This window comes from Romboutsia ilealis, assembly GCF_900015215.1.
Taxonomy (GTDB): domain Bacteria; phylum Bacillota; class Clostridia; order Peptostreptococcales; family Peptostreptococcaceae; genus Romboutsia; species Romboutsia ilealis.
This window is the reverse complement of sequence record NZ_LN555523.1, coordinates 1,524,098-1,539,423: the sequence shown is the minus strand read 5'-3', so window position 1 is coordinate 1,539,423 and position 15,326 is coordinate 1,524,098. Positions and strand designations below refer to the sequence as shown.

Genomic DNA, 15,326 nt, shown 5'->3' with positions numbered 1-15,326 from the left:
GCAGATATAAGTACCATGAATTATAGAATCAAAGAATGAGAGTAATTTGGAAAATAAAGTAAAATCATTAAAAGAATATATTTAATATATAATTAACTCGTTGTGCTAGTTGGATTTAATTATTTAAAACACTAGAGTTTAGAATAGTTTATATTCTTTGTAAAAAACTTTATGTAGTAATTTCAATATGTGTAGTAAAATAACTAGCACAACAGATTAATTAGAAAATGTTTTCAAAAAATAAAAAATATTTCACATAATATATTAAAATTTATGCAAAAGATGATATAATATTAATAGTAAAAGAATATTTTTGCAATATACAGAAAATTTAAAAATTAATTATAGATTTATTTAATCAAAGGAGAAATCATGAAAGATTCAAAGCAAGAAGTAAAAGATAGCAAATATTTAATATCGCATATACAATCACAATATACAAGGTTTAGTAAGGGACAAAAACTTATAGCACAATATATATTAAAAAATTACGATAAAGTTGCATTTATGACGGCTTGTAAGTTAGGAGAAACGGTAGGGGTTAGTGAATCTACTGTTGTAAGATTTGCAAATGCCTTAGGATATTCTGGATATCCTAAACTTCAAGATGCTCTTCAAGAACTTATAAAAAATAAATTAACAACAGTACAAAGAGTAGATATGATAAAGGAATTTAATGATGATTCTGCAATACTTAAAAAAATAGTAAAGAGTGATATAGATAACATAAAAGACACTTTAGACGAAATTGACGAAAAAGCTTTTGAAGAAGCATCAAATAGAATATTAAAAGCAAAGCGAATTTATATAGTAGGAATGAGAAGTTCATTTACCATAGCTCAGTATTTAGGATTTTATCTAGGTATAATATTAGACAGTGTTCATGTTATAAGAACAGATATGGGAGATGCTTTTGAACAAGTTGTAAAGATAAATGAGGATGATGTTTTAATAGCTGTAAGTTTCCCTAGATACTCTAAGAAATCATACCAGATAGTAAGTTATGCTAAAGAAAAAGGAGCTCATATAGTATCTTTAACAGATAGTTTATTTGCACCAGTTGCATCTTTTACAGATAACTTATTATTAGTTAAGAGTAATATGGCATCATTTGTTGACTCTTTAGTTCCAGCTTTAAGTATAGCAAATGCACTTATAGTATCAGTTGGTATGAAAGAAAAAGAAGATATAAAACAACATTTTGATGATTTAGAAGCTATTTGGGAAAAATATTCTGTTTATGATAAATAGATGATAATAAGCTTAGTATAAATTGGATAATAAACTTTAGAAGGAGTATACACAAATAATATTTTGTGGTACTCCTTTTATATATAATATAATTAATTGTATAAATTAATTTGATGATATAGTACTTAATATAAGAGGGATTTAAAGAGGTGAAATATGAATAAGATAATAGGAATACTTGCACATGTAGACTGTGGGAAAACCACATTTTGTGAACAACTTCTTTATCATACAAATGCAATAAGAAAAAGAGGTAGAGTTGATAATAAAGATACATTTTTAGATAATCATGATATAGAAAAACAAAGAGGAATAACAATATTTTCAGAACAAGCAACATTTAAATATAATGAATCTAATTACTATTTAATAGACACACCAGGACATATAGATTTTTCTCCAGATATGGAAAGGTCTATTGGTATAATGGATTATGCTGTAATTATAATAAGTGCAATAGAAAAAGTTCAATCACATACTAAGACAGTTTTTAGATTGCTTAGAAAGTATAATGTTCCTACTATATTTTTTGTAAATAAAATAGATAGAGAAGGAGCTAACTTAGATGAAGTTATAAGTGATATAAAAAATAGTTTAACTAGTGATGTTATAAATATAAGTGATAATTTAAACCTAGATTTAGATAATATCTTAAATGAAGATATTATAGAATTTATAGCTGAAAGAGATGATTATTTATTTGAACGATATTTAGAAGAAGATTATGATAAAGATTTATGGATAGATACTATGAAAAAAATGATAAAAGAATCTAATATTTATCCATTAATGTATGGTTCAGCGATACAAGATATTGGTATAAATGAATTTATTAAAAGATTAGATTATTTAACTTATACAAATTATAACAAAGAATATGAATTTATAGGCAAGGTGTATAAGATAAAATATGATGATAATAAAAATAGAATTACATATATAAAGGCTTTACAAGGAAGTATTAAGGTTAAAGATGAAGTAAATTATAGCCAGGGAAATAATGTAAATGAAAAGATAAATGAAATAAGGATATATAATTCTAACAAATATACATCTATAAATGAAGCTTATGCAGGAGAAGTTTTTGCTGTATGTGGATTAAGTAAAGCTAGTATTGGTGACTTGGTTTTAAGCCATAATATATCAGAAGTTAAACTAAGTAAATTTAAAGTAAAAAATAATCTAGAAATGGTTCCAACATTAAAATCTAAGGTTATATTTGATAATAGTTTAAATATAAGAGAGGTATTAGGATACTTTAATATACTAAACAATGAAGAACCAGCATTAAATGTAGTTTGGGATGAAACATTAAAGGAAATACATATTCATGCTATGGGAAAAATACAACTTGAAATATTAAAAGCTATAGTGAAAAATAGATTTAATATAGATGTTGAATTTGGTCCATGCGAAATACTTTATAAAGAAACAATAGAAAGTGAAATAATTGGATATGGTCATTTTGAACCATTAGGTCATTATGCTGAAGTACATTTAAGGATTACTCCAAACGATAGAAATAGTGGGGTAAGTTTTGATAGTATTGCCCATGTGGATGATTTAATTTTAGGTCATCAAAATTTAGTTAAGACTCATATATTTGAAAAAGATCATAAGGGAATATTAGGAGGATATCCTTTAACTGATGTAAATATAACATTACTTACAGGTAGAGCTCATAATAAACATACTAGTGGTGGAGATTTTAGAGAAGCTACTTTTAGAGCTTTAAGACAAGGTCTTGAGAACACTAAAAATATATTGCTTGAGCCTTATTATAAATTTAGTATAGAAATAGCTATTGATTATGTTGGAAGGGTTATGTCTGATATTTCTAAAATGAGTGGTGAGTTTGAACCTCCTATTATTAATGAGAATTTAGCCATAGTAAATGGAAGGGGTCCAGTAGCTACATTTATGGATTATTCTCTTGAAATTGTATCTTTCAGTAAGGGAACAGGTTCTATTAGTTACATATTTGATGGATATGATATATGTCATAATACTGAAGAGGTATTAGAAAAAAGAAATTATGATAAAGATAGTGACATAGAATATACTTCTAATTCTATATTTTGTTCTAAGGGACAAGCATATGTTGTAAAGGGAAATGAAGCAAAAACTCATATGCATTGTCTATGTAAATAGCATTAACAATATTATCAGTATGAAATTTGCCATTTTGAAATGCTTCGCCGACACGTTGCTCAAGCGAAGCGAATTTTATATAAATATTAATTTAAGGAGATAAATATGAACAAAAGAAAATACATAATGTCTGCTATGATTATTATAGGTGTACTATCTATACTTGAATGGGGAATTAGTTTTTCATCTATATTTTTAATAGTATCTATGGCTCTTATATATATAGTTTTTTCTATGAGGGATTTATGTAGTAAAAGCAAGCATTTAAATATAATTTATAATATATATAAAGTTATAATAATCATATTTGTGTCTTTATTTTTATTATTAGAAGGATTGATACTTTTAAATATAAATGAAACAAAAGATGCAGATAAAGTAGATAATATAGATACAATGATAGTTCTTGGGGCTAAGGTAAATGGCACTGAAATTTCTAATACATTAAAATTAAGACTTGATAAGGCTATAGAGTATTACAACAAACATAAGTCTGTAAATATAATAGTATCTGGAGGTCAAGGTAATGATGAAAATATCACTGAGGCTTTAGCAATGAAAAATTATTTGATATCTAATGGAGTTAATTCAAATAATATTATTGAAGAAAATAAGGCCACAACTACATTAGAAAATATTATATATAGTAAAAAAATACTAGATAATATAAACAATAAAGGAAAAGTTCTTATAGTGACTAGTGATTATCATTTATTTAGAGGAAGACTTATTGCCAGTATTTTAGGTATAGAAAATGAAGGAATTTGTTCTACTAGCTCAATATCAGGAAGATTGTATTATATGATACGAGAATATCCAACTAGTATTATAGATTTAGTTAAAAGTATGGAATATATGCTTACTTATAAAAACATATAATATTAAATTTTTTCATATTATTTATAGATATTATTTTAATTTATAGGAGTAATAGTATGAAAAGAGATGAAAAATATTATAAGGGGTGCATATTAGGTGGAGCTATAGGCGACGCTTTAGGTCATCCTATAGAATTAAAAAAACTTAAAGTAATTAAGGCTACATATGGAAGTAATGGAATAACTAATTTGACTTTAAATGATAAAGGTGTTGCAGAAATAACTGATGATACCCAAATGACTTTATTTACGGCAGAAGGAATATTAAGAGCAAATTGCAAAAAAGGTAGATGTTATATACCCGCTGTAGTATACAATGCCTATTTAAGGTGGTACTTTACACAAAGAAATATAGATACAAGTGGATATGATGAGTGTACATATAATAGCTATTTATTAAAATATGATGAATTGTATGAAGATAGAGGTGCAGGAAATACTTGTTTAACTTCATTATGCAAAGAAGAAATGGGGAGTATAAGAGACCCTATAAATAATAGCAAAGGGTGTGGTGGAGTTATGAGAGTAGCACCGATAGGACTTATGTATGATAAGAAAGAAGCATTTAGATTAGGATGTGATTGCGCCGCATTAACACATGGGCATCCAAGTGGATACATTAGTGGAGGAATGTTATCTTGTATAATATCATGCATTATTGAAGGTATGGAAATTGATGAAGCTATAGAACATGCTATATCATTTGCAAGGGATATGGACGGACATTGTGAGTGTGTAGAGATAGTAGAAAAAGCAGTTAAACTTTCTGAAAATGATTTAGTAGATACAGATGCTATAAGAATGCTTGGTGAAGGATGGGTTGGAGAAGATGCATTAGCCATAGCTATATATAGCAGCTTAAAATATAAGAATGACTTTAAAAAAGCATTAATTTGTTCAGTTAATCATGATGGAGATAGTGATAGCACAGGGGCTATTTGTGGTAATATTTTAGGTGCATATTTAGGGAGTGATAATATACCTAAAGAATGGATTGATGTAATTGAGCTTAAAGAATTATTAGAAAATATTTCAATGGATTTATTAACTGGATATGAAGAAAGTGAAGAGTGGTTTGAGAAGTATCCAAAAAATTAAGTAGAAATATGGCGAATTACAATAATTTACAATAGGTTATGGCTATGATAAAATAAAAATATGTTATTGTGTATAGTAGCTCTAATAGTAAATAGGGTTAACTCATCTTAAAGTATAGATTTATATCTTTAGGATAGTCATCAATCTCCAAAAAATGTGTTTAATTGTGTGTGGTAAAAAGAAGGCATAGAAATATGCCTTCTTTTTACGCTTAAGTATATTATAATACTTAAAAAATGTGGATAAATTCTGAATGTAAGTAATATCAATAAATTGGTTTTGAGCGTAAAAAAGATTTTGAAATACTTCGCCGACACGCCGCTCAAGCGAAGCGAATTTTTTATTTGATAAAAATAGATTTTAAGTGCAAGTAAAATAAAACTGTAGAAGATCCTATGATTTTTATTGTTTTTGAATAAGCTATTAAAATGTTATTGGATTTTTTTGCTAAATCCTTCACCTAAAACCTCATGAGCATCATTAATTATAATAAATGCATTAGAATCTATGTCATTAACTAATTTTTTTAAATGAACTTCTTCGCGTCTAGAAACTACAACCAATAAAACTTCTTTTTTTATATTAGTGTATCCACCACGTCCTTCTAAAAATGTAACTCCTCTTTCCAAATCTGTCATAATAGCTTTAGATAATTCATCGAATTTATCAGTAACTATTATAAAAGATTTTGAAAAATTAAAGCCTTCAATAATAGTATCAGATATTTTTATAGTTATATAAAGTGAAATAGTAGCGTATAATGTAGTTTCTATATTTCTAGATACAAGCCCTGCAAGAACAATAACAATACCATCTATTATAAATAAAAATGTAGAGATACTTATAAATGGAAATATTTTATTTAAAATAAGACAAGCGAGTTCAGAACCACCAGTTGATGCATCTGTTCTAAATAGCATACCAAGGCTAATACCAACTATTATACCACCTGCTATAGCTGACAATAAAACATCACTTGTTGTATTGTAAGTTGTCAAACTCTCTGTTACTTTTAAGAAAAAAGTTAGTAGTAAAATACCTATTAAAGTCTTTATAGCATCTCTTTTCCCTAAGATTTTAATACCAATTATAAATAATGGTATATTAAAAGCTAAATTTATAAACCAAAGTGGAGTATTAAATAAGCTTTTAAAGACTATAGCTAAACCTGTTAATCCACCTGATGCAATTGTATATGGCTCTAAAAACATATTAAGTCCGACAGCCATTATAAAACATCCAAGACATAATATTATCATGTCAAATATATATGAAATAGAATTATTTTTAATAGTATCACTTCCTTATAATAAGATTTTATATTAGATTATTTACTAAATTAGTTTAGATAATACGTGGTAACAATGTTTATAAAATTCTATTATTTATTATCTTCTATAAAATATTTTGTATTATTAAAAATATAGTTATAGGAGTCCTTAGGGATTGAAATGTCTTGAGAAGTATTACAAAATTCATTAAATGTAATAGAATTAAAGTTGTTATTGTTAGTTACTATGAATATTCCTAAGAATTCATTTTCTATATAATTTTCAGTTATTGAATTATTAAGGTTATTAATAACTAACAAGATATTTGAAGACGCTATAGTAGACAAACTATTTTCTTTTATAATATTAGAATTATTTTCATCATTCAATACAACTGCGAAGTCATTACAGCTTATAGTATTGTATATTATAATATTTCCTATGTTTTCACTATCTAATATAATTGAAACACCTTCTATATCAATTAATTTATTATATGAAATTTTATTACCATAGTTTTCAGTCCATAAATTTATACTAGCTATTACTCCATGATTATTAGATTTTATTTTGAATATATTATCTTTTATATCTGAATCAGAATTATTATCAATTAAATCTAAGTTAAAAGCTTTAAATACAGTATCATTATTTATAGCATTATTTTTTGAAATTTCAAATTCATTGCAAAATATTTTTATAGATTTATTATTAGTATCAAGCACTAAATTGCTAATTTCAAATAAACTGTCTATTGAATTTAGGTTAGTACTGTTTTCATTTATATTGAGAATATTATTTTTTATAGTGCAGTTACTATGATTTGATAGATAAATATTGAATAAATATACTGATTGGAAACTTCCTTTTGTCATAATAAATTCATTTTGAGTGATAACTATTTCATTATTACTTATCTCTACATCACTATTATATTCGTAACAACCAATACCGATTATAAGTATATTAGGATAATTATTATTAATATTGCATTTGTTATTTTTAAATATTATTTTATTTTTAGATATAGTGTTAAATGTATTTTTATTGCCTTTAATGTATACCCCGATGAATTTTGAAGAAAGAGAACCTACTTCATAATTTATAAATTTATGTGAAAAGAGCATAAGATTTTTAGTTATTTTATTATAATGATTACTATTTAGTATAGATATACAATATTGTTGTAAAACATTGTTTTCGTTTTTAAAGTTATTGTTACTTATTATATTAAAGCAATTTTTAGATTCTATAGAAATTCCTATTATACAGTCTAAAAATAGATTATTTATTATATTACAATTATTGTTATTTTCAAATAGATAGAGTCCTTTTTTATTAGATGAAAAATGATTAGATTTTATTAAGGCATTTTTACAACCATATAACATTATTCCAATATTATCGAGAAAGTGATTATATTCTATAGATAAATTTTTTGACAAAAATGTATTAATGCCTAGATTCTTACCTTTAAATATACAATTATTAAACTTGATATCCTCGCAATAGGGCTCAATAAAAACATCTACATTATATGAATTTAATTTTAAATAATTAATAGTTATATTTTTTGATGCTTTAGATATAAGTATTGCAATATTTAAAGTATCGTTTCCGATAGAATAGTTATCCCCATTTAAAATAATATTATCTATATCTATAATCAAGCTCTTATTAATGATTGATTTAGTGAGCTTAGCTGTTCTAGTTTTTGAATCATATATTCCTACGGGTTCGCTGAATCCATTTTCAGTTAAATATATAGTATCATCTAATTTTTTTTTATAAATATCTTCAAAGTTAAAAGGAAGATTAGTGTTATTGAAAAAAAGAGCTAGTATATCATCAGTTTCATTCATAAATTTACCTCCTTATATAAATTTTGTATAAGTTAAGTACTTTATCAAGAGGTTGATAAAGTACTTAACTTATAATTGTGATAATTATTTAGATGATACAAGGATTAGTATAGATTAGAAGTTTAAGATTTGAAACATGCAAATTAAATCAATTTCTAACTATTAAAATATAATATATATTATGTTGATTTCTAGAGTGTGTGATATGTTTAAGTACATTAATAGGTATTAATAAATTTAAATTATAACGATCTACAGATATATAAATATTTGCAAATATAGAAAAAATATTAAATACGAGAACTATTTATATAAGAAAACGATATTATATATTAAAAGGAATTAGGGAGGGAAGATATGAACAAGAACAATCACGAAGATAATACTAATAAAGCTAGACACAATATACATGAATATGCGCAAAAGAATAGTGAAAAGTATATAAAAAAAATTGATGAAATGAGAAGTTCTAAAGAGAAAATGACATTTAAGAATAGCGTAAGATATTTATGGTCGTTGATTGTTTTAGGGATAAATTGGATGGTTTATAAAAAAGTAGTTATGGTATTGCTAACAGCGGCAATATTAGTTGGAGCATTAGTATGGTCGCCACCAATAGGACTTATACTTTGTTTACTTACTCCTATATTCTTAGGAATGTACGGCAAATATTTTTACTTTAGTATTGAAGATAAGTATCAAAGTATTGAAAAGCAAAGACTTTTAATCCCTTCGTCTTTATTAATTACGTGGATATTAATTATATTTGTATTTATACTTTTAATAATTTCTTTTATAGAAAAGTTAATTTAAGAATTTAAAAGGGGCTATTTATATAGCCCTTTATTTATTTAGTTAAGTATTTTATATAAGCAAATATAGTTATAAATTAAAAAAGAAATTAAAATTTAATTTTAAAATACATATATTAATATATTATTAAATAATAAAAATATATAATATATAGAAATATATTTTAAAATACATTGACAATGTTCGACTATAAATGGTATTATACGTATATAAAATTACTAAATTAACTCGTTGTGCTAGTTAAATATGATTATTGAAAACACTAAAGCATTGTAAACTATATTTTTATAGTTCAAGAACTTTATATAGTAATTTCAATATGTTTAGTAAAATAACTAGCACAACAGATTAAATTAGTAAATTGTTCGCATATTATAGTTAGGAAGGAGAAATGACATAATGAATAAAAAACATCAGTACATATTATTCTTACCATGTATCGTACTTATATCGTATTTTATGATAATTCCATTATTAGGAACAATATTACCGACATTTACGGATGTATCTAATGGAATGTTTAGTGCATATACGGAATTTTTAAAAGACGAATATATGATGAGTATATTATATAGAACTATAAAGGTATCATTAATATCATCAATAATATGTATGCTAATCGGAGTGCCAGTATCTTATTACATATCAAGAACATCTAAAAAATTAAGAGGATTATTTATAGCTTTAACGGTATTTCCTATTTTAACTAATTCGGTTGTTCGTTCATTTGCATGGATGAGTATACTAGGAAAAAATGGTGTTATAAATAATATACTTATGAAGTTAAATTTAATCACAGAGCCATTATCACTTTTATATACTGAAGGTGCCATAATAGTTGGTACTGTGTATATATTCTTACCGCTTATGATTATCTCACTTGTTGGAGTAATGGAAAATGTTGAAAATGATCTATTAGAAGCAGCAGAAAGCTTAGGAGCAAATAAAATAGTTGCATTTTTCAAAGTCATATTCCCATTAAGTTTACCTGGGTTAATAGTTGGAACAGTATTAGTATTTACAGGTGCATTAACTGCATATACAACTCCACAATTATTAGGTGGAAATAAAAATACTGTACTAGCAACACTTATATACCAAAAGACTATGACATTAGGTGATTGGCAAGGTGCAGCAGTAGTTGCAACTATAATGATAGTAGTTACATTAATAGTTGTAAAAACAATAAACTTCTTAGCATCAAGACTAGACAAGAGAGGTGTTTCTTAAAATGAAGAAAAGTAAATTTCTAACAGCATTTGTTGTTTTAGTATATATATTCTTATTTGCACCACTAGTTATAATAGCTATGACTAGTATAGGAACTGAAAATTATATAGCATTTCCACCAAAAGGATTTAGTTTACAGTGGTTTATGAATGTATTTACTTCAGAATCTTTTATGAATAGTATGATTACAAGTTTAGGAATATCTACTATAGCTACTGTAATAGCCTTAATTATAGGTATGCCAGCAGCTTATGGATTAAGCAGATTTGATTTTAAGGGTAAAAGTTTACTTAAGAACTTTTTCTTCTCACCGCTTATGATACCTGCAATAGTAGTTGGATTTTCATTATTCCAATTCTTATTAGTAAAGTTAAATCTGACAGTAACTTCAAGCTTACTTATAGGACATACTTTAGTAATTATTCCTTATATTATAAGGGTTGTGGGGTCTAGTTTAGAAGTATTTGACTATGCAATAGAAGAAGCTGCAATGAGTTTAGGATGTAAAAAATCGCAAACTTTTTTCAAGGTTGTACTTCCAAATATAACATCAGGAGTTATGGCAGCATTTATGTTAGCATTTATAAACTCATTTAATAACGTACCAGTTTCAATGTTTTTAACAGGACCAGGTGTATCTACATTACCTATAACAATGATGAACTATGTTGAGTATAATTATGACCCAACAGTATCAGCTTTATCAGTAATATTAATGATTTTAACTATAGGTATAATGTATATCTTAGAAAAGACATTAGGACTTAGTAATTTTTCAGCATAAGTTTAAGCAAAGCCTTGGAGGAATATAAAATGGATTTAATAAAATTACAAAATATAAACGTATCATACGATAAAAAAACTAATATACTTGAGAATTTAAACTTAAATATAAAAAAGGGAGAGCTTGTTTCACTTTTAGGTCCAAGTGGATGTGGTAAAACTACTACATTAAGAGTTGTTGCAGGATTTATAGAGCCAACAGCAGGTCATTTTTACTTAGGAGACAAGGATTATACGAAAATACCAGTACATAATAGAAACTTTGGTTTAGTTTTCCAAAGTTATGCACTATTTCCTCACTTAACAGTTGAAGAAAATGTGGCATTTGGTCTTAAGATGAAAAAGGTTGCTAAAGAAGAAATAAAGAAAAAGGTAAGTGAGATGTTAGAAGTTGTTGATATGTCTCATTTAGCAAAGAGATATCCTAAGGAATTATCAGGGGGACAAAGACAAAGAGTTGCTATAGCTAGAGCGTTAGTTATAGAGCCAAGCTTATTATTACTTGATGAACCACTTAGTAACTTAGATGCAAAATTAAGACTTAAAATGAGAGTTGAAATAAGAAAACTTCAACAAAAATTAGGTATAACAACTTTATTTGTTACTCATGATCAAGAGGAATGTTTCTCAATATCTGATAAAGTAGCAGTACTGAATAAAGGTGTTATAGAACAATTTGATACTCCAGAAAATATATATTCAAACCCTGCAACTGAATTTGTTGCAAGATTCGTTGGATTTGAAAACTTTATAGATTTAAAGAAAACATCTAAAAATTCATATTCTAGTGAAAATAATATAGAATTTAAGGTTGATAGAGCTAAGGATAAAGATATAGTTAAAGCTACTATAAGACCTGATGATATAAAAATAGTAGATGAAGATAGTGAAAATACAATAGATGGAACAGTTGAGATAAGAACTTTCTTAGGAAAGGCATATCAATATGATGTAAAAACATCTATAGGAAATTTAATAGTAAATAGTGAAAATAGTGTGGTTTATGAAAAAGGTAATAAAGTAAAACTTCAATTACCATCAAATAAAATTGTTGTATTATAAAGTGGAGGGAAATGACAGATGAATAAGAAAATTTTATCATTAGTATTAACAGGAGTTTTATCAGCATCACTTTTAGTAGGATGTAAAGCTAAAGATAATTCAGCAGAGTCTGACAAGCTTGTAATTTCAACTTGGGGACTAAATGAAGATGTATTAAAGAAAGAAATATTTGAACCTTTTGCTAAAGAACATGGAGTAGAAGTAGTTTTAGAAGTAGGAAATAACTCTGACAGATTAACTAAAATGAAGAATAATCCAAATTCAAATATAGATATAACTTATTTAGCGGAATCATTTTCAGAGCAAGGAGCAGATGCAGGTATATTTGAAAAATTAGATTATTCTAAAATACCAAATGCTGAGAAAATAAATGAAAAAGCTAAGTATACAGTAGAAAATGGATATGGACCAGCTTACACTTTAAATAGTATAGGTATAGTAGTTGATCCAACTAGTAATATAGAAATAAACTCTTGGGAAGATTTATGGAAACCTGAATTAAAAGGTAAAATAGCAATACCAGATATAACTACTACAAATGGGGCAGCAGTAGTTGATATAGCGGCAACTAAAGCTGGTGTTTCTATAACTGAAGATAATGGAGAAGCTGCATTTAAAGAGTTAGAAAAGTTAAAGCCAAATGTTGTAAAAACTTACAGCAAGTCATCTGATTTAGCTAATATGTTCTCAAGTGGAGAAATAGTAGCTGCTATAGCATCAGATTTTGCATTTGAAACTATACAAAAGGCTAAGCCAGAAGTTATAAATGTTATACCTGAATCAGGAACTTACTTAAACTTTAATACTATAAATATAAATGCAAACTCTAAAAATAAAGATTTAGCTTATGAATTTATAAATTATGTATTAAGTGATGAAGTACAAGAAAGAGCTGCAAAAACATTAAACGATGCTCCGATAAATACAGATGTTAAATTAAGTGAAGAAGATGCTAAAAACTTAGCTTACGGAGATATTGTTAAAAATGCTAAAACTATAGATTATAAAGTTGTAAATCCTTTAATGAATGATTGGATAAACAAGTGGAATAGAGTAATGAACTAAGGGTTAAATATTAAATAAAATTAATAATAAAGAATTTAAAGATTAGATATTAGGGCTATATCAAAAGTAATTTTGAATAGCCCTTTTACATAATGGAGGAGAATATGAATAGTAAAGCTACAGTTATAAAAAATGTAAATATACTTACTATGAATCAAAATAAAGATATCATAGAAAATGGTATGCTTATATATAAAGATGATAAGATAATTTATGTTGGATGTGAAAAGGAATTTGATGAAGATGTAAATTTAATAGATGGAGAAGATGCTATATTAATGCCGGGTATGATAAACTGCCATACTCATGCATCAATGATTCCATTTAGAAGCTTAGCAGATGATTATAAAGATAGATTAAAAAGATACTTATTTCCACTAGAACAAAAGTTAGTGGATAAAGAATTAACTTATATAGGAGCAAAATATGCAATATCTGAAATGTTATTAGGAGGGGTAACCACATTTTGTGATATGTACTATTTTGAAGATGAAGTTGCAAAGGCAGCTAAAGAACTAAATATGAGAGGTATTGTATGTGAAACTGTAGTTGATTTTAAAGCTCCTGACTCAGAGAAGCCTTATGGAGGGATTGATTATGCTAAAGACTTTATCAAAAAATGGAAAGATGATGATTTAATAACTCCAGGAGTAGCACCACATGCAATTTATACTAACAGTGATGAATCATTAAAATTAGCATATAATTTATCAAAAGAGTATAATATTCCTTTTACTATGCATGTAGCTGAAATGGATTATGAAGTTTCTATGTATAAGGAGAAATATAATTTAACTCCAATTGGTTATTTAGATAAATTAGGTATTTTAGATCATAATTTTATATCAGCTCATACAATTTTAGTTAATGACGAAGATATAAATATATTAAAAGAAAAAAAAGTAAAAGTTTCTCATAATATATCTGCAAACTCGAAAGGAGCAAAAGGTGTTTGTCCTATATTAAAAATGAAAGAAAATAATATAGATATAGGGCTTGGAACAGATGGGCCTATGAGCTCGAATACATTAGATATAATAAGTCAAATGTCTCAAGTTGGGAAGATACATAAATTATTTAATAATGATAGAACACTTCTTCCATCAGATGAAATAGTTGAGATGGCAACAATGGGTGGAGCTAGAGTTTTAGGATTAGAAAAAAAAGTTGGATCTATAGAAGTTGGTAAAAAGGCAGATTTAGTTTTAATTGAAACAAAATCTGTAAATATGCAACCTATATATGATTATTATGCAACTATAGTTTATTCTTCAAATCCTTCAAATGTACATACTGTAATAGTAGATGGTAAAATTGTTGTAAGAAATAAGGAACTTGTAAGTGGAGATTTTTCTAAAATAAGAAAAGATTTATTAGGATTAAAGGATAAAATAAATGAAGTGGCTAAAAATTTATAGAATTGATTAAGAAAGATATTATATGGGTAAAACATTAGTTAAGACTTTTAATAGCCTAAAAAAACTATATTAGCTAAGAAATAAGTCAACAACATATTTTAAGTTTATAAAAAGGATTATACTTATAAAAATATAAGTTATAATCCTTTTTTACGCTTAAGGATATTATAATACTTAAAAAATGAGGATAAATTCTGAATGTAAGTAATATCAATAAATTGGTTTTGAGTGTAAAAAAGATTTTGAAATACTTCGCCAACGCAGTGGCTCAAGCAACGGACGAAGTCGTTGGCGACATGAAGGATTCGCCGACACGTAGCTCAAGCGAAGCGAATTTTTTATGCATGAAAATGTTTTTTGAATAAAATTTAAAATATATTTTAAATTTTAAGCATTTTTCTATATACAATGTATTATAATTTTCTATAGTGAAATATCATTTGG

General features: G+C 26.2%; 12 protein-coding genes. 10 read left to right on the top strand and 2 right to left on the bottom strand.

Going from position 1 to position 15,326, the window contains the following annotated elements:
• The first annotated feature begins 372 nt into the window (after positions 1 to 372).
• The 4 genes from CRIB_RS07235 (at position 373) to CRIB_RS07220 (ending at position 5,378) form a co-directional block, all read left to right on the top strand.
• Positions 373 to 1,251, top strand: a complete 879-nt coding sequence (locus CRIB_RS07235) for a MurR/RpiR family transcriptional regulator (protein ID WP_180701722.1) — start codon at positions 373 to 375, stop codon at positions 1,249 to 1,251.
• 156 nt (positions 1,252 to 1,407) lie between these two features.
• Positions 1,408 to 3,402, top strand: coding sequence for a GTP-binding protein (locus CRIB_RS07230; protein WP_180701721.1), 1,995 nt, complete (start codon positions 1,408 to 1,410; stop codon positions 3,400 to 3,402).
• A 105-nt stretch (positions 3,403 to 3,507) separates the two neighbouring features.
• Complete coding sequence (locus CRIB_RS07225; RefSeq protein ID WP_180701720.1) at positions 3,508 to 4,281, top strand: YdcF family protein; 774 nt, start codon at positions 3,508 to 3,510, stop codon at positions 4,279 to 4,281.
• 56 nt (positions 4,282 to 4,337) lie between these two features.
• Positions 4,338 to 5,378, top strand: coding sequence for an ADP-ribosylglycohydrolase family protein (locus tag CRIB_RS07220; protein WP_180701719.1), 1,041 nt, complete (start codon positions 4,338 to 4,340; stop codon positions 5,376 to 5,378).
• Between the two features lie 431 nt (positions 5,379 to 5,809).
• Here CRIB_RS07220 and CRIB_RS07215 read toward each other — a convergent pair whose 3' ends face one another.
• Both CRIB_RS07215 and CRIB_RS07210 read right to left on the bottom strand, forming a co-directional pair.
• A complete protein-coding gene (locus CRIB_RS07215; protein ID WP_180701718.1) occupies positions 5,810 to 6,637 on the bottom strand; it encodes a YitT family protein in 828 nt (275 codons plus the stop codon).
• A gap of 122 nt (positions 6,638 to 6,759) precedes the next feature.
• Positions 6,760 to 8,511 (bottom strand): right-handed parallel beta-helix repeat-containing protein, encoded by a 1,752-nt coding sequence (locus CRIB_RS07210; protein WP_180701717.1) that lies wholly within the window; start codon positions 8,509 to 8,511, stop codon positions 6,760 to 6,762.
• Between the two features lie 357 nt (positions 8,512 to 8,868).
• On the opposite strand from CRIB_RS07210, the gene CRIB_RS07205 reads away from it, so the two are divergent.
• The 6 genes from CRIB_RS07205 (at position 8,869) to CRIB_RS07180 (ending at position 14,882) form a co-directional block, all read left to right on the top strand.
• Positions 8,869 to 9,324, top strand: coding sequence for a ribosome-recycling factor (locus tag CRIB_RS07205; protein WP_180701716.1), 456 nt, complete (start codon positions 8,869 to 8,871; stop codon positions 9,322 to 9,324).
• A 399-nt stretch (positions 9,325 to 9,723) separates the two neighbouring features.
• On the top strand, positions 9,724 to 10,554 hold the full coding sequence (locus CRIB_RS07200) for an ABC transporter permease (protein ID WP_180701715.1): 831 nt from the start codon (positions 9,724 to 9,726) through the stop codon (positions 10,552 to 10,554).
• A 1-nt stretch (position 10,555) separates the two neighbouring features.
• On the top strand, positions 10,556 to 11,338 hold the full coding sequence (locus tag CRIB_RS07195) for an ABC transporter permease (protein WP_071120864.1): 783 nt from the start codon (positions 10,556 to 10,558) through the stop codon (positions 11,336 to 11,338).
• A 29-nt stretch (positions 11,339 to 11,367) separates the two neighbouring features.
• Complete coding sequence (locus tag CRIB_RS07190) at positions 11,368 to 12,399, top strand: ABC transporter ATP-binding protein (protein ID WP_180701714.1); 1,032 nt, start codon at positions 11,368 to 11,370, stop codon at positions 12,397 to 12,399.
• Positions 12,400 to 12,417: 18 nt separating this feature from the next.
• Complete coding sequence (locus CRIB_RS07185) at positions 12,418 to 13,464, top strand: ABC transporter substrate-binding protein (RefSeq protein WP_180701713.1); 1,047 nt, start codon at positions 12,418 to 12,420, stop codon at positions 13,462 to 13,464.
• Between the two features lie 104 nt (positions 13,465 to 13,568).
• Complete coding sequence (locus CRIB_RS07180) at positions 13,569 to 14,882, top strand: amidohydrolase (RefSeq protein WP_180701712.1); 1,314 nt, start codon at positions 13,569 to 13,571, stop codon at positions 14,880 to 14,882.
• Positions 14,883 to 15,326 lie beyond the last annotated feature (444 nt).